The 18273-nt window shown below is 44.0% G+C and carries 8 protein-coding genes; 6 read left to right on the forward strand and 2 right to left on the reverse strand.

Annotated features, from left to right (window positions below):
• Positions 1-482: 482 nt before the first annotated feature.
• From P255_RS05055 to P255_RS05070, 4 genes are read left to right on the forward strand one after another with little or no spacing between them, the layout of a single operon-like run.
• Positions 483-1670 carry an efflux RND transporter periplasmic adaptor subunit gene (locus P255_RS05055; protein ID WP_004901087.1) on the forward strand — a complete coding sequence of 396 codons (1188 nt, stop codon included), beginning with the start codon at positions 483-485 and terminating at the stop codon, positions 1668-1670.
• A 3-nt stretch (positions 1671-1673) separates the two neighbouring features.
• Complete coding sequence (locus P255_RS05060; protein WP_035365032.1) at positions 1674-4826, forward strand: efflux RND transporter permease subunit; 3153 nt, start codon at positions 1674-1676, stop codon at positions 4824-4826.
• A complete protein-coding gene (locus P255_RS05065; protein WP_004901091.1) occupies positions 4823-7939 on the forward strand; it encodes an efflux RND transporter permease subunit in 3117 nt (1038 codons plus the stop codon). The genes P255_RS05060 and P255_RS05065 overlap by 4 nt, the downstream gene beginning before the upstream one ends.
• Before the next feature lies 1 nt (position 7940).
• The gene (locus P255_RS05070) at positions 7941-9341 is read left to right on the forward strand and encodes an efflux transporter outer membrane subunit (RefSeq protein WP_004901092.1); all 1401 of its coding nucleotides are present in this window, start codon (positions 7941-7943) and stop codon (positions 9339-9341) included.
• 51 nt (positions 9342-9392) lie between these two features.
• On the opposite strand, the gene P255_RS05075 is transcribed toward P255_RS05070, so the two are convergent.
• Together P255_RS05075 and P255_RS05080 are read right to left on the reverse strand one after the other, a co-directional pair.
• Entirely contained in the window at positions 9393-10592 is a 1200-nt protein-coding gene (locus P255_RS05075; RefSeq protein WP_004901093.1) for a multidrug effflux MFS transporter, read from the reverse strand.
• Positions 10593-10706: 114 nt separating this feature from the next.
• The gene (locus tag P255_RS05080) at positions 10707-12014 is read right to left on the reverse strand and encodes an SIP domain-containing protein (RefSeq protein WP_004901102.1); all 1308 of its coding nucleotides are present in this window, start codon (positions 12012-12014) and stop codon (positions 10707-10709) included.
• A 473-nt stretch (positions 12015-12487) separates the two neighbouring features.
• On the opposite strand from P255_RS05080, the gene P255_RS05085 reads away from it, so the two are divergent.
• Together P255_RS05085 and mutS are read left to right on the forward strand one after the other, a co-directional pair.
• Positions 12488-15088 (forward strand): PepSY domain-containing protein, encoded by a 2601-nt coding sequence (locus P255_RS05085; protein WP_004901103.1) that lies wholly within the window; start codon positions 12488-12490, stop codon positions 15086-15088.
• 432 nt (positions 15089-15520) lie between these two features.
• Positions 15521-18163, forward strand: coding sequence for a DNA mismatch repair protein MutS (mutS, locus tag P255_RS05090; RefSeq protein WP_004901105.1), 2643 nt, complete (start codon positions 15521-15523; stop codon positions 18161-18163).
• Positions 18164-18273 lie beyond the last annotated feature (110 nt).

Raw genomic sequence — 18273 nt, forward strand, 5'->3', positions numbered from 1 at the left:
AAAAGAATCCCTGATAAAGAATACTTTCTAATTTAAATCAACACCAGTCCTTGGCGTTTGCTGATACAGGGGGTGACCCTATAATCAAGCAGCATTTAATAAAACATAATTGATTGGAGAACTCAATATCCTAAATTCACATCACTGATAAAAATACACAACATTTTTGTAGAAATATATGTCAGGAAGTCAGAAAGCTGCAACTATCACACTGAATATTGTCTTAAATCCAAAGTTATTCTACATTCTTGGTTCATATTTTTAGTGCATAGTCGCATCCTGTAAATAATTGTTATATATGTTTTTGAGTCACACAAATGAGATATGATCCTCATTCAGGTTTGTTGAAGCTTCCTTGAAGCAGACCGTATATATTGCTTAAGTCAAGAAGCTTTATATGTCCCAATTCAAATCTATGAAAATCGTACAAGCTGATTCAATTTTTTGTGTCACTAATTTTTAAATTTCAAGCTGAGTGTCATATGCAACGCAAAAAACTCTTGATATTGGTCTGCCTGTTGATATTGGTGGTTGGTGTAGTCGCCTATTTTTTTGTAAAAAATAAAAATACTCAAAAAAGAAATGGCCCACCAAAAAATGCAACATCAGTGCAAGTGTCTACAGCAAGCCAAAGCAATGTTCCTGTGATTTTATCGGCACTCGGTACAGTGACTGCAAGCCAGACGGTTTCTGTGACCAGCCTGATACAGGGCCATTTACAAGAAGTGTATTTTAAAGAAGGTCAGTATGTACAAAAAGGTCAGCTACTGGCAAAAGTCGATACCCGTTCTTATGAAGCGACCTTGCAGCAGTATCAAGGACAGCTCGCAGAAAATCAGGCACAGTTGAACAATGCCAAACTGACATTGGCACGTTATCAACGTTTGTATGCACAAGACTCGATTGCCAAGCAGGATTTAGACACTCAAATTGCAACGGCAGCGCAATATGAAGGGGCAATTAAAGCTGATCTGGGGCAAATTGCATCGGCCAAACTCAATATCGAATATGGACGGATTGTCGCGCCAATTTCAGGCTATATCGGCATTCGTAATATTGATGTGGGTAACTTGGTCAGCACAGATTCAACCACCGCAATTGCAACCATTACTCAAACCAAGCCAATTGCTGTGGTGTTTAGTATTCCACAAACTAAACTTGATGACGTGGTTCAGCCGCTTCGTAATGGTGGAAAGCTCATGGTGAAAGCCTATGACCAGCAAGGCAAAACCATGCTGGCAGAAGGCGAAGTGCGCGTCATTAGTAACGAAATTGACTCGACTACAGGGACAGTCAAACTCAAAGCCACTTTTAATAACGATGACAACAAACTGTTCCCTAACCAGTTTGTGAATGTCAAATTGCAAACAGGCGAGTTGAATAACGCGATTGTTGTGCCAAGTGCCGCGATACAAACCAGCACAGCAGGGCAATATGTGTTTGTGATTGACCAAAAATCGGTTGCACACAAAGTGATGGTCAAAGTTGGCCCGCAAACCGAAGATGGTAAAACTGCGATTCTCTCTGGGGTCAAAACAGGTCAGAAAGTTGTGACAACAGGTGTGGATTCGCTAGGAAATGGTTCTAAAGTGAATATCGTGACGGCTCAGAAAGTCGATACCAGCATTTTAGATGCCGCACCAAACAAAGGCAGACATTCTCCTAGATAAATTATGAATCCATCTCGCATATTTATTGAAAGACCCATCGCCACAATGCTTATGATGATTGCGGTGATCTTAAGTGGTCTATTGGCTTATCGAAGCCTTTCTATTTCGGCATTGCCTGAAGTTGATTATCCCGTGATTCAGGTGACGACACAGTTTCCTGGTGCAGGGCCTGAAGTCATGACCAGTGGGGTAACCGCCCCACTGGAACGGCAACTTGGGCAAATGGCAGGCTTGAACCAGATGTATTCCACCAGTTCAGGTGGCGCATCGGTGATTACCCTGAAATTTAACCTCGATACTTCGCTCGATGTTGCCGAGCAGGAAGTTCAGGCTGCCATTAATACGGCTGACTCACTCTTGCCATCGGATCTGCCGAACAAACCAACCTACAAAAAGGTTAACCCAGCGGATACACCAATTTTGACTTTGGCGGCAACCTCAGACACTTTGCCGCTGACCAAAGTCCAAGACCTGATTAATACGCGTGTTGCGTTGAAATTGTCACAAATTTCGGGTGTGGGTTTAGTGAGTCTGGCAGGTGGTCAGCAACAGGCCGTACGAATCCGTGCGAACCCTGCGGCTTTAGCCAGTCATGGGCTTACTCTGGCTGATGTAAATACCGTGATTAATGCGGCTAACGTCAATGGCTCTAAAGGTGGATTTGACGGCCCTGAGCGTTCGGTCACGATTGATGCCAACGACCAGTTACAAACGGCTGATGAATATAGCAACCTGATTTTAAAGTATGAAAATGGTCAGGCACTGTATTTGCACGATGTTGCAACCATTGAACAAGCGCCGCAAGACGAATATCAACAAGCGTGGGCAAATGGTCAACCTGCGATTATTATTAATATTCAGCGTCAACCTGGCACCAATGTGGTCTCTATTGCCGATACCATTAAAGCCAAGCTACCTGAGCTTCAGGCAGGTTTGCCTGCTTCTGTAAAAATCAGCACCTTGTCTGACCGTACCGATACCATCCGTGCTTCAATTTCTGATGTGCAGTTTGAGTTGATCTTGGCAATTGCTTTGGTGGTCATGGTGTCATTTTTGTTCTTACGGACTTTTGCAACCACGCTGATTCCAAGTTTGGCAGTGCCATTGTCGATTGTGGGAACTTTTGGCGTGATGTATCTGTCAGGTTTCTCGATCAATAACTTGACATTGATGGCGCTGACGATTGCCACGGGCTTCGTCATTGATGATGCGATTGTGGTGGTGGAGAACATTCAGCGGCATATTGAGAATGGCGAAAAACCGCTGATTGCTGCGCTGAAAGGCTCACAAGAAATTGGTTTTACTATTATTTCCCTGACCATTTCGCTGATTGCCGTGCTGATTCCGTTGTTGTTTATGGGTGATGTGATTGGGCGCTTGTTTCGCGAGTTTTCGATTACGCTTGCAGTGTCGATTTTGGTGTCGATGTTTGTGTCTTTGACTCTGACGCCAATGCTCAGTGCATATTTGCTGAAACATATTCCTGAAGAAAAGCACAATAAACTGGCGCAAGGTTTTGGGCGTGGTTTTGACAAACTGCTCAAGGTTTATGAAAAATGTCTGCTTTGGGTACTGGATCATCAACCGTTGACGTTATGCGTTGCCATTTTATCGCTTGTGGTGACAGCAGCCTTATATCTATGGATTCCTAAAGGCTTTTTCCCCGCACAGGATACAGGGAAGATTCAGGGAATTACCCTTGCTTCGCAAGATGTGTCGTATGCTGAAATGGTGAAACGTCAGCAGGCGATGGCAACAGAGCTGCAAAAAGACCCTGCGGTGGATTCGATTGCATCAATTGTCGGGGTGGATGCCACCAATAACACCTCGTTAAATATGGGGCGTTTGCAGATTAGCCTGAAAGATTTTGGTGAGCGCGATAAAGCTGATGTGGTGATTGCCCGTTTAAAAGAACGTGCTGCTAAAATCGCAGGGATTCGACTGTATGCGATCAAAAGTCAAGACCTGAATGTCGATGATCAGGTCACACCGAGCCAGTATCAGTTGACGCTGGATACTTCAATTCAGAGTGATTTAGAAAACTGGGCACCGCAGTTTGTTGAGGCACTCAAAGATCGTCCTGAATTTAAAGATGTAAACAGTAATCTACAAAATCGGGCAAAAGTGGCATATGTGCAGATCAATCGCGATGAAGCCAGTCGTTATGGATTAACCGCTAGTGATATTGATAAAGCACTCTACAATGCTTTTGGTCAGCATTTAATTTCAACAATTTATACCCAAGCCAACCAGTACCGCGTGGTGCTTGAAGTTCCACCTGAATATAAACAAGACCTGTCAGCCTTTTCACATATTTATTTGAAGGCATCGACAAGTTCAAGCAGTTCATCATCGACTTCTACAATCACCACAAGTAGTGCAACATCGACTACAAGTAGCACGGCGAGCAGCACGATGGTGCCGTTAAGCAACCTGATTAGCGTAACCGAAAAAGATGGTTATTTAAATTATGCACGCCGTGACCAAACGCCTGCAGCAACCATATCCTTTAACCTTGCAGATGGTTACTCGATTGAACAAGCGCGTCAGGCAATTGATGATGTGAAGCAAAAAATCCAGATGCCAGATACGGTTAATCTGCAATATCAGGGGTCGCTCGAAGCATTCAGCTCATCGAGCCAAAATACTTTGTGGCTGATTCTTGCAGCCGTGATCACCATGTATATCGTACTGGGAATTTTGTATGAAAGCTGGATTCATCCAATTACGGTATTGTCGACCTTACCTTCGGCGGCAATTGGTGCATTACTGGCACTGAAACTAACTGGCACCGAATTTAGCCTGATTGCACTGATCGGGATTATTTTGCTCATCGGGATTGTTAAGAAAAATGCCATCATGCTGATTGACTTTGCGCTCGATGAGAAGCGGCAAGGGAAAAGCGCGCATGATGCGATTTATCAGGCATGTTTACTGCGTTTCCGTCCAATTTTAATGACGACCTGTGCTGCGCTACTTGGTGCAGTGCCGTTGATGCTGGCATCGGGTTCAGGAGCAGAACTGCGTCAACCTCTTGGTTTAGTAATTGTCGGTGGTCTGATCTTTAGTCAATTCCTTACCTTGTTTACTACACCTGTGATTTATCTGGCGTTTGAAAAATTAACGCAACGGAAAAAATCAGGGGCAGCGTCATGAATTTGTCTAGAGTCTTTATTTTAAGACCGATTGCGACCATTTTGGTTAGTCTGGCACTGACCTTGCTGGGTATTTTGGCATTTCGTTTGTTGCCTGTAGCCCCATTGCCGCAAATAGATACGCCAACGATTATGGTGCAAGCCAGCCTAGCAGGAGCAAGCCCTGAAACCATGGCCGCGACTGTCGCTACTCCGCTTGAACGTGCCATGGGGCAGATTGCAGGAATTACGGAACTGACCTCGACTAGTGGTCAGGGTTCAACCAATGTCGTTGTGCAGTTCGACTTAAACCGTGATATTGATGGCGCTGCGCGAGATGTGCAGGCGGCAATCAACGCAGCACGCAGCTTGTTGCCAAGCAGTATGAAAACTTTGCCGACGTATCGTAAGGCAAACCCTTCTGATGCACCGATTTTAATGTTGGCACTGACCTCAGATACGTTAAACCGTGGTCAGTTATATGACTTGGCTTCAAGTCAGTTACAGCAGAAAATTGCACAGGTGCAGGGTGTTGGACAGGTATCAATTCGTGGTGGTGCTTTGCCTGCAGTGCGGATTAACCTAGATCCCAAACAGCTCACCAGTTATGGCATTAGTCTAGATACAGTACGTGCAGCAGTAGATAATGCCACTACAAACTCACCTCGTGGTTTAATTAGTGGGAGTCACTATACATGGTGGATTGATGCCAATGGGCAGCTCACCAAAGCCAAAGATTATCAAAATCTGATTGTGACCTATCGTAATGGTGCAGCTGTACGTTTGCACGATGTGGCATCGGTCACTGATTCAATTCAGGATATTTATTCGGCAGGTTATTTTAACAACCAGCCATCGGTTTCGATTGCGGTGACGCGTCAGGCCGGTGCGAATATGCTGGAAACAATTGATGCGATTAAAGCACTCATTCCTGTACTGAATGAAATGTTGCCCAAAGGCACACAAATTACTTTAGCAATTGACCGTTCACTGAATATTCGTAGTGCCTTGCATGAAACGGAACGAACGTTGATTATTGCCATCTTATTGGTGATTTCAGTGGTATTTGTTTTCCTGCGCAAAGGTCATGCTTTGCTGATTCCCGCGATTACCTTGCCGATTTCAATTGTCAGTACTTTTGCTGCCATGTACGTTTTGGGTTATAGCCTCGATGCACTGTCGATGATGGCGCTGATTGTCGCAACGGGCTTTGTAGTCGATGATGCGATTGTGGTGCTGGAAAATATTAGTCGCCATATTGAAGACGGCATGAACCCGATGGAAGCTGCACTGAAAGGTAGCAAGGAAGTGGGATTTACCGTTTTGTCGATGACGGCATCACTAATTGCGGTGTTTATTCCATTACTGTTGATGGGTGGTGTACTCGGACGTTTGTTTCGTGAATTTGCCGTTACCTTGTCGGTGGCGTTGCTTATCTCCATGTTTGTCTCTTTAACGCTGACGCCGATGTTGTGTTCGCGTTTGTTAAAGAAAGAAACAGGCGAGGAAAAAGAAAACCGTGTCATGGCATGGATTGGCAAAGGTTTAGACAAATTACATGTGAGTTATGTCAGCAGCCTTGCGGTTGTTATGAAGCATAAGCGTCTGACCATGTTCATGTTATTGCTGACTGTGATTGGTAATGTCTATCTGTATAAAGCTGTGGAAAAAGGTTTATTTCCTGATCAGGATAACGGCATACTGATGGGGCAATTACGTGCCGATCAAGCCACCAGTTTTCAGTCGCTCGAACCGCGATTGAAAGCGATCAGTCGTATGCTGCAAAAAGACAAAGACATTCAGTATGTGATTGCTTCAACGGGTGGTGGTGGTTTCGGCGCTCGTAATACGGCAAATTTCTTTATTCGTCTCAAAGATGAAGGTCAACGTACACAAACAGCGATGCAAATTGCCAATCGTATCAGTATGAAAACTCGCAATATGGCAGGGGCATCGTTATTTTTAATGCCAGCTCAGGATTTGCGGGTTGGTGGGCGCAGTGCCAATGCCACTTATCAGTACAGTTTACAAAGTGATAATTTGCAAACGTTGCGCGAGTGGAGTCCGAAAGCTTATGCGACCTTGAAACAGTTACCTGAACTGACCAGTGTCGATAGTGATGCACAGTCAGGCGGTTTAAACGTCAAAGTCGTGATTGATCGCGCCGTAGCGCAGCGTTATGGTTTAAATGTCAATGAAATTGATACCTTTTTAAATAACGCATTTAGTCAGCGTCAAATTGCAACTCAATATCAAATGTTGAACCAGTATTACAGTATTATTGGTTTAAATAACAATTACATTCAAAATCCTGAAGTCTTAAAGCAATTGTATGTACTGACCAGTAATAATCAGTCGATTCCGATTTCAGCTTTTGCGCATCTGGAATATACCACTGCACCATTATCGGTTGCCCATCAAAATCAGATGGCAACGACCACAATTGCCTTTAACTTGGCAAATGGGGTGTCTTTACAGCAAGCCAAAGCCGCGATTGAACAAGCGATGGTGAAAATCGGGATGCCAGATTCTGTGCATGGCAGTATGGCAGGTACGGCACAGGTGTTTGAAACATTAGTAAAACAAATGCCGTGGCTGATTTTTGCAGCATTGGCTACCATTTATATTTTGCTGGGTATGCTGTATGAAAGCTGGATTCATCCTGTGACGATCTTATCGGCCTTGCCATCGGCGGGAGTCGGTGCGCTGGTTCTGATGATGTTAACAGGCACGCAGCTCACAGTGATTGCGTTGATCGGGATTTTGCTGCTGATCGGGATCGTGAAGAAAAACGCAATTTTGATGATTGATTTTGCTTTAACCGCAGAAAAACAGCAGCAGCTTTCGCCCGAGCAAGCCATTATCAAAGCCTGTGATAAGCGTTTCCGTCCTATCTTGATGACTACGCTGGCTGCATTTTTTGGTGCATTGCCGCTGATTTTGCAGACAGGTTCAAATTCATCACTGCATCGCCCATTGGGAATTGCGATTTGTGGTGGTTTGGTATTTAGCCAGTTATTAACCTTGTATACAACGCCTGTGGTGTATGTGTATTTAGATCGTTTTGGTTCATGGGTGAAATCGTTCTGGAAACGTCCGAATTCATCGCAAGTGCCCCTGAATGATGAGCATTGATATGTTAAAAAATAAATTATGCCTCGCTTTATGTTGTGCGTTGCCGATTTTCTCAGGTTGTACCGTAGGCCCAAATTATACCAAGCCTGAGATTTCAATGCCTGTGACTTATAAGGAAGTGCAAGGCTGGAAAGTCGCTCAGCCACAAGATCAGCAAACTCGTGGCGCGTGGTGGGAAATTTACCAAGATGCAACTTTAAATCGCTTACAGCAGCAAGTGGTACTGTCAAACCAGAATATTGCCCAGTACGTTGCCAAGTATGAACAGGCTGCGGCATTGGTATCACAGGCGAAAGCCGATCAGTATCCGAGTATAGGCGCGACAGGCGGTGCTACGCGTAGCGAACAAAGTCAGGCGAAGCCGAGTAACAGTTATAGTGCCAAGGCGAGTTTGAGCTGGGAGCTGGATGTCTGGGGTAAACTGAAACGCACCGTACGTGAAAATCAAGCCTCGGCACAAGCTAGTGCAGCAGACCTTGCCAATGCTACTTTAAGCGCACAAACCACGTTAGCGAAGGATTATTTTGCGCTGCGGGTTCTGGACAAACGTATTGCCCTGTATGACAAAACGATTGACACCTATACGCGTTATCGTAAGGTTTTGGCGGCCAAATATAAAGAAGGCGTGATTGCCAAGTCCGATCTGACTCAGGCTGAGCAGTCGCTGTATAGTGCCAAGTCAGCACGTGAAGATTTGGTTTGGCAACGTGCCCAGTATGAACATGCCATTGCCATCCTCATCGGGAAAATGCCTGCCGAATTTGATCTTCCAGTCAGTCAGGCGGCATTGCCTAAACCTCCAAGCATACCACTGACTTTACCCAGTCGCTTACTTGAACGCCGTCCCGATATTGCATCTGCTGAGCGTAGTGTAGCTGCGGCAAATGAAGCTATTGGTATAGCGATTACGGGATATTTTCCTGACATTACGCTATCAGGTTCAAGCGGCTATTCAGCAAGTAGTTTATCCAATTTGATCAGCGCGCAAAACTTGCTCTGGTCATTGGGTGCTTCTGCAACACAAACGGTATTTGATTTTGGCGCAAACAAAGCCAAAGTGAAACAAGCACGAGCTGCTTATGATGCGTCAGTGGCGAACTATAAGCAGACGGTGCTTGAAGCCATGCAGAATATTGAAGACTATTTGGCAGAAGGCACAAGTCTAAGCAAAGAAGTGCAACATACTAGCCAGTCTTTGGCAGCGGCAACTGAAACCGCGCGGATTATACGTAACCAGTACAATGCAGGCGTGATTGACTATACCAATGTTGCGTCAACTGAAGCCACACGTTTATCAAGCGAACAAAGCTTGTTACAGCTCCAGTCGACCCAATTGCAAAACAGCGTGGCACTCATTACTGCGCTGGGTGGAGGTTGGCAAAGTTCTGATCTGCCAAAATAGTTTTGATTTATAAAAAGGCCTTGTTGAACAAGGTCTTTTTTTATATCTCTTTTAAGCAATGTGATGAGATTTCATCGGTTGAATTTGCCGAACCAGTATGCCGCCAATCACACTATATAAGATCATCACGATGCTGACCGAAACTTCGAGTTTTAGTGGTAGAAGATACAAAATTGCACCTGAAACCAGTCCAAAGGCAAATTGTAATGCACCGAGCAGGGCACTGGCCTGACCAGCGCGCTGTCCTTGTTTGGACAAAGCCAGAACAGTTGCATTGGGGCCAATAAAACCGACACATGCCACAATCATGAACAGACCCAGCATCACACTCCAAAGAGCAATATGTTGGCTAAACACAAAAGCGCTTAGAACAATTGCACCTAAAAATTGTATGCTTGAGCCTAACTTTAACAGCTCGAGTGAATCATAGCGTTTGATTAGAAAGCGATTAAGGTTGGAAACTGCAATAATCCCGCAGGCATTCACCCCAAATAACAGGGCAAATATACCTGAGCTGACGCCTAAATGATCAATCAAGATTTCTGAAGCGCTGTTGATATAGGTAAACAGCATGCCCATTAAAATCCCACTGGCGACAGCAGGCACAATAAAGCTGCGGTCTTGGCATAAGTAGATATAACTTTTCAGTGCAGAACCAACCGTATGTTTTTGGCGACGTTCAGGGGGGAGGGTTTCAGGAAATCTAAAATATGACACGGTCATACTGATGAGGCCCAAAACCAACAGCACTACAAAAATAGAGCGCCAGTTAAACGCCCACAGCATTAGGCTACCGATAAGCGGGGCAACAATTGGTGCAACCCCTTGAACAATCATCAATAGTGAAAAGGCATGTGCAGCATCTGTACCATTAAGTCGGTCACGAATTGCAGAGCGAGCCACGACTACACCAACACAGCCACCTAGCGCTTGGGCAATACGTGCAATCAGCAAGACTTCAAGGTGCATGGCAAACACGCACACTGCACTTGCCAAAACATAGAGCGTCAAACCAAAAAATAATGGTTTACGCCGCCCAAAATGATCGCTCACAGGGCCGTAAACGAGCTGTCCCAATGCCAGACCAATAAAGTAAGCGGGTAAACTATTGGCAATTTGTGCAGTGCTCACCGATAAATCTTTTGCCATGGTGGGGAGTGCAGACAGATACATATCAATAGAGAATGGCCCCAATGCCGTGAGTACGGCAAGCACTGCGATCCACAACAGAGAAAATGGCTTTTGTTGCATGAGAAATACCAAAATAAAAGGTGATTGTGGCGCTACTGATGTTGGATTCGTTCATCACCTATCAGCAACTCAGTGTTTTGAGAGTCTAGAGTCTGAAAATAACGATCAAAAAATTTATTCGTCATCAATGACTGTATGCGCGCTCGATGTACCGCGTTGCCAGTAACCTGCCGCTTTAATCGCATGCTTTGCCACCTGATACTGTTCTACCAGTATTTTACGCAACTGGCGTGCGACCTGAGTTTCTGCAGCCAGCCAGATAAAATAATTCTGCTGTGGCAAAGACAGGTTTTGTAATGCTTGCTGAAATAAAGTCACCTGACCACTGGCTTGACCTTCACGGTGTAACCAAGTGACCTGAACTTTAGCCGCCGAATCCAGAACAATTTCATCGGCTGGCGAATTCACTTCGATAATTACTGTTGCCTGAGCCGATGCAGGAAGTTCCTCTAAACGCCGTGCAATTGCAGGTAAGGCAGTGTCATCACCCATTAAGACATAATGTTGATATACCATTGGAATGACCATTGAACTGCGAGGACCACCGATGGCAATTTGATCACCAATATTTGCATGCTGTGCCCATTTGGTTGCAGGCCCCGCATCATGAATTACAAAATCAATCGCCAGTGTTTTTGCGTCAAGATCAAACAGGCGAGGGGTGTAGTCACGTGTAATCGGTTTAATGTCATCGGCAAATTTTAAGCCTTGTTCAGTCATTTCAGGTTTGAGCAAATGTCCTGTTGCCGCATCTGGGAAGAACAGTTTGACATGGTCATCAAAACTCTCGCTTTTAAAGTCGGCGAGATCTTCACCTTGAAATACAATACGAATCAGGCTTGGGCTAATATTGAAAATATCTTGAACTGTCACAATACGAAATTTGAGGTGATGGCGCACACGGTAAGGTTTTTTATCGAGCGTTGCTGTACTGGTTTTCACTCTTGTATCCTGTTTTAGTTGTTGTAATGTCGTTGCAGCGGTTTTGAGTGCATTTACAAAAATCTCTGCTTCTTCGGCGTTCAGTGGGCGACCTGCCAATACTTCACGCACCTCTTTTTTTAATATATGTAAAGTATCGATAACCAATTTCGGTTGTTGTGCACGAATGTTGATTCGGTTCAAGATTTCCTGAATATGCTCTTTATACGCATCGATCACCTGATGACCAAGTTCAGTCATCTGATAACTTTGTTTACGTGCATCTTCTGCGCAGACTTGCATGCGGATTAGTTGTTTTTCCTGTAATTCAGTCAGTAAGGGGTAGATCATACCTGCACTTGGGCTGTAGTCGCCGTTGGTCATTTCTTGGATGGCTTTGATCAGTTCATAGCCATGTCTAGGTTTTTGGGCAATCAGATGTAAAACCACCCAACGTAAACCGCCATGCCCAAAACCTTTGTGATTGGATTTACCACGCATAGGAAAATTAGAAATAAAAAAAGATATATCTATTTTACACAATAAAAAAGATATATCTATTTTATTTTTTGAATCTGAACACGAGTCTGGCTTTATAAAGGTGACAAGATCTAGCCAAATATGTTGCTAAATCTTTTGAAGGAGCTGAGCTGTCAAATTGCTCATGTGCAATAAAACTAACAACTAAAATGCACAGAAAAATTCAAAAATACGGAGTATGTTATTTACTACTGAACTTTGTAGATCTATTGATTTCTAATGCTTGTGGAGAAATTAATCTTTTGAGGAAAGAAATACCGGATGATATCAGAGCGAAATGAATAGGCTCTCATTTCACGGGTAGTAGATGGCTTGAGCTGTCGGCTATAAGCAATTTCTGATTATCTTTCTAAATGAGAATGTAAATCCATATTATTTACACAGATATTCGGTATAATTTATTTCAATTTTAATGAACCTATTCAATAAATAATATGCTGAAAAAAACACTGTTCCAGATTCACTGGTTTTTTGGTATCACCGCAGGTCTGATTTTGTCACTCATGGGTGTCAGTGGTGCTATTTTTTCCTATCAGCCACAAATAACCAAGCTGATTAATCCAGAAAGTTATTCTGTGATAGAACAGCCACACGCCAAACTGACACCTGCTGAATTATTTTCTCATTTTAAACAGCAGCAACCTAAGATAGAGATCAACAGTATCAGTGTGACCAAGTCACCGACAGAATCTTCGGTGGTCAATATCCAAAAACAAGGTGAGCGTCGTGGTTATGACATGATGGTGAACCCATATACGGCTGAGGTTCTTCCCGAAATTAAGGGGCAGGCATTTTTCCGTTTTATTGAGCAGTTTCACCGTACTTTGACTGCTGGTGAATTTGGTAAGCAGTTGACGGGTGCCTGTACTCTGATTTTAATCTTCTTTGTGCTCAGTGGTTTGTATTTAAGATTTCCCAAAAAGCATTCTTTTAAACAGTGGTTTGCCATTAAGCCGCACCTGAAAGGACGTAATTTTTTGTGGGATTTGCATGCGGTGGTTGGTACATGGGTCATGGTGTTTTATCTGACGTTTGCATGTACAGGGCTGTTCTGGTCGTATGACTGGTGGCGTGCAGGTATGTTTAAAGTCATGGGTGTGGAAAATACCCGTGCGGGAGGAAAGGAGAAGCCTGAAGGGCGTCCAGCAAAAGGTATGCAGCAACGAGGTCCAGACGCTCAGCGACCACAACGTGTACCAGAAGCTGAACAGCAAGGTTCTACATTGTCCAATGTATTGGTTCAGCAACAATTAAATCAAGCATGGGCAGGTTTTAATACTCAGATTGCCCGCGATTATTCGAGTGTCACTTTGACTGTGCCGCAGCAGGCAGATGGGCGAGTAAAAATTTCATTTGTTGATGCGATTCCACAAAATGAACGCGCACGTAACAGCGCCGTATTTAATCTCAAAAACAATCAACTGGAAAAAGTTGATTTGTATGCCAATAAAAAGCTCAATGAGAAAATCATGTCAAGCATGTTGCCTGTGCATCGTGGCAGTTTCTTTGGCCCTGTATATCAATTTTTTGCCATGCTGGCAGCACTGACAATGCCATTATTCTTTGTTACAGGCTGGATGTTGTACCTAAAACGTCGCAAGCAAAAACGTCTGACTCAGGCGGCACGTGGTGATTTAGGATCAGAACATGCAGTCTTGACTGAGCAGGCGTGGCTGATTAGCTATGCAACCCAAACGGGCACGGCTGAGCAATTGGCTTTGGCAACAGCCAAGTCTTTGCAACAGGCAGGTTATGCAGTTGTGGTCAAATCTGTACAGCAGTTAACAGCTCAAGATTTGCAACAAGCCCAGCAGGCACTGTTTATTGTCAGTACTTATGGTACAGGTTCAGCACCTGATCTGGCGGTTGGTTTCAGTAAGCAATTGATGAAGCATCGTGCAGATTTGGCTCAGTTAAATTATGCGGTGCTGGCTTTGGGTTCCAAAGAGTACCCTGAAAGTTTCTGCCAGTTTGGTCATGCCGTGGATACATGGTTGGCTCGACAAGGTGCGAATCCACTATTTGAGTTGATAGAAGTCAATAATGCCAATCCAAAAGAGATTCAGCAGTGGTATGAGGCTTTAGCAGAAGTTACGGCAAGTGATGTTCAGCAAGTTGAAATTAAAAAGCAATTTGAAACATGGACACTGAGCAAACGTGAATTATTGAACCCAAACAGTCTAGGTGCGCCCGCCTTTCATCTGGAATTGCAAACTACAGCCGATGTGACATGGCAGGCGGGGGATATCGCTGAAACCCAGCCACAAAACAGCGTTGAACGTATTCAGGAATTTTTACAGCAGCAATCTATTTCAGCAGAAACCCTGACCAGTCAAGGTAAGACGATTTTTGAAGTGTTACGTAGCAAAGATTTAACCCAGCCGATTTGTGCTTATGCCACGCTGGATGAATTGCTCGAACAATTACCTGAATTGCCGCGGCGCGAGTATTCAATCGCCAGTATTCCTGCACAACAGTGTCTACAGTTGGTGGTACGCCAGCAGTCAGATGCTCAGGGACGACTCGGTTTAGGTTCAGGCTGGCTGACTCAGCATAGCGTGATCGGTCAAGAGATGGCGATTGCGATTCGCAGTAATCCATCATTCCATCTGATTGAAGATGATCGACCTATTATCTGTATTGGTAATGGGACAGGTATTGCAGGTTTATTAAGTTTATTGAAACAGCGCATCCAGCAAAATCGTGGTCGTAACTGGCTGATTTTTGGTGAACGTCAGCATGAGCATGATTATTTCTATCAAAACCAACTGGAAGCTTGGCAAGCCGAAGGTATGCTGCAACATTTAGATTTAGCATTTTCGCGTGATCAGGCTGAAAAACAATATGTTCATCACCGTTTACGTGAACAAGCTGAGGTATTAAAAAACTGGATTGCTGACGGTGCGGTACTGTATGTTTGTGGCAGTATTCAGGGGATGGCAACAGATGTTGATCATGCTTTAGAAGATATTTTAGGTACAGAACTATTGCAGCAGTTACGTGATGCCGGGCGTTACCGCCGTGATGTTTACTAAGATTTAAAATGTGAATTGCCAGAAAGCTTATGTTTTCTGGCGATCTCATTTAACTCAATAACAGATAGATACATCGACTCGTCGTTATTGATCGTCTTTATTTTAAATTCATGTTTTTGCGTTGCTCACTTTTCTTCAGATAAATCATTTATTTCATATCATTGCTGCTTTTGATGAGCAGCGTGCTTAGACGTCAATAAAGTAGTGCTAAAAACTGTATTTATTCATTATTTTAAAATGGTTTATTTTCGGAACGCGCATTCTAGCGAAAAAGAACAGGGCATCCAAGCTGAGGTTTTAGACATTTGTTGAGATTATTTCGCTTTACGGTGTGGTCGGGAGTGAGTTTTTGCTAAAATGCGCCACTTACATTGGTTAGTAAGCCAAACTTTTACGCATTTTAATTTTGAAATTTTAAAGGCATGAATTGATATGACAGACAGTAAAATCATGGCTGATCTTTCCTCCCATACCCCAATGATGCAGCAATACCTAAAAGTAAAAATGGCGCATCCACATGCTTTGGTATTTTACCGCATGGGGGATTTCTACGAATTATTTTTTAACGATGCCCACAAAGCCGCAAAATTACTCGGAATTACCTTAACTCACCGTGGCAAAACCAATGGTGAACCAATTCCAATGGCGGGTGTACCATATCATGCCGCAGAAGGGTACTTGGCGCGTTTGGTCAAGGCAGGCGAAACAGTTGCGATCTGCGAACAGGTTGGCGAGGTGACAGGTAAGGGGCCTGTAGAGCGTAAAGTTGTACGGATTTTAACGCCAGGAACATTGACCGATGATGCATTGCTTGGCAGCTATCAGTCTTCGAATTTGGTCGCGTTATGCATTCAGCAAAACCAGATCGGAATCGCCTTACTGGATTTAAGTGCCAGTATTTTTAAAGTCCAACAACAAACTTACACGGCTGAGCAGCTACCAATTGATTTGGCACGCCTGATGCCAAGTGAAATCGTGATTGATGAAGATCTGGTTGATCAAAACATTTTAGAAGTCATTAAAAAACAGCTGGACTGCCCGATTACCAAGCGCCCAAATGTCGATTTTAATTTAAACAATGCCCAAAAAACCTTATGCGACCAGTTTGCAGTGGCAACATTGTCGGGTTTTGGGATTGATCATTTACCTTTAGCGAAAGCTGCTGCTGCTGCGTTGATTCACTACGCCAAAGAAACTCAAAAAACCGCGCTGCCGCATATCCGTTCCATTCAACTGGAACAGTCGAGTGACTTTATCGCGCTTGACCCAGTGACGCGTCGTAACCTTGAAATTATTGAGCCGTTATTTGAACATGGCACGTCTTTATTTCAACTGATTAACCATTGTCAAACGGCAATGGGTGGACGCTTGCTCAGCCGTACTTTGATGCAACCGATTCGTGATACTGCATTACTCGATCAGCGTTTAGATGCGATTGAACAATTGTTACAGGGCTACCATGAAACACCTGTACGTTTAGTACTCAAAGAAATTGGCGATATTGAACGAGTGTTGAGTCGTGTGGCACTTGGCAGTGCGCGCCCACGTGACTTGGTGCAGTTACGTCATGCCTGTGCGCAGATTCCATTGTTACGTCATGCATTGCAACCTGTGATTCAGTCACAAAAATCAGTACTTTTAAATGATTTAGATCAACAGCTTGGTGATTTTAAAGCACTCCATCAAGAGCTCATGGCAGCGATTGTTGAACATCCACCTGTATTACTACGTGATGGCAATGTAATTGCAGAAGGCTACGATACTGAACTGGATGAACTTCGCCAAATTCGTGATCATGCAGGACAGTTTTTGATTGATCTGGAAATTAAAGAACGTGAACGTACAGGCATCAACACTTTAAAAATTGGTTATAACCGTGTCAGTGGGTATTACATTGAACTGACGCGCGCTCAGGCCGAGCAAGCGCCTGCCGATTATATTCGCCGTCAGACCTTAAAAAATGCCGAGCGTTATATCACACCAGAGCTGAAAGGTTTTGAAGATAAAGTGCTGTCGAGTGAATCACGGGCGTTGGCACGGGAGAAAATGCTGTTTGAAGCCTTACTTGAAACCTTGCGCCAAAACATTGCCAATTTACAGATGATGAGTGCGGCAATTGCTCAAGTGGATGTCCTGAGTAATTTTGCTGAGCAAGCGCGCTTATATACATGGGCGCGTCCAAGCTTTAGCCCTGAAATTGGCATCAAGATTACCGCAGGACGTCATCCTGTAGTTGAAGCACTCAATAAAGCACCATATACACCTAACGATACTTTCTTGGACGTGCAGCATCGGATGGCGATTATTACTGGGCCGAACATGGGCGGTAAATCGACTTTTATGCGTCAAACGGCACTGATTAGTTTACTGGCCTATTGCGGTAGCTTTGTGCCTGCACAGGCAGCACAGCTTGGACCGATTGACCGTATATTTACCCGTATTGGCTCAGCGGATGATTTGTCGACAGGCAAATCGACCTTTATGGTAGAAATGACGGAAACCTCACAAATTCTGCATCACGCCACCCATCAGTCTTTGGTGCTCATGGATGAAGTCGGGCGCGGAACCAGTACCTATGATGGCTTGTCTCTGGCTTGGGCATGTGTGCTTGACTTAACCAAACGTGTGAAATGCTTGTGTTTGTTTGCTACGCATTATTTTGAGCTGACTGAACTGGCACAAGAAGCGGGCATTGACAACTATCACGTTACGGCAAAAGAGCTGAATGGTCAGCTCATCTTGCTGCATAAAGTGCAACAAGGTCCAGCCAGTCAAAGTCATGGTTTGCAAGTGGCAAAATTGGCGGGGATTCCTGCGAGTGTCATTAAGGATGCTCAAAAACGTCTCAAGATTTTGGAAAAGCAGCAACAACAGCACTTACAGACTTCGGTACAAAGTGATTTGTTTATGCAGCTTGAACCTGAAATTGAGATTGTTGAAAAAACAGTTGAAATTGAGGTGGCTTCACCTGCTTTAGATTATTTACAGCAGCTTGATGTTGATAATCTGACGCCACGTCAGGCACTTGAGCAACTGTATGAATTAAAAGCGTTAGCCAAAAAGCCTGTTGAATAATCCGATTTGTTTAAAATAAAACTGGTTGTGAATGAGAATCAATCAGTTTTAATTTAAATTAACAGCCTTTTATATAATTAATATCAATAAAAGGAATTGTTTGTTCAGGG

This window comes from Acinetobacter brisouii CIP 110357 (assembly GCF_000488275.1).
Lineage (GTDB): Bacteria > Pseudomonadota > Gammaproteobacteria > Pseudomonadales > Moraxellaceae > Acinetobacter > Acinetobacter brisouii.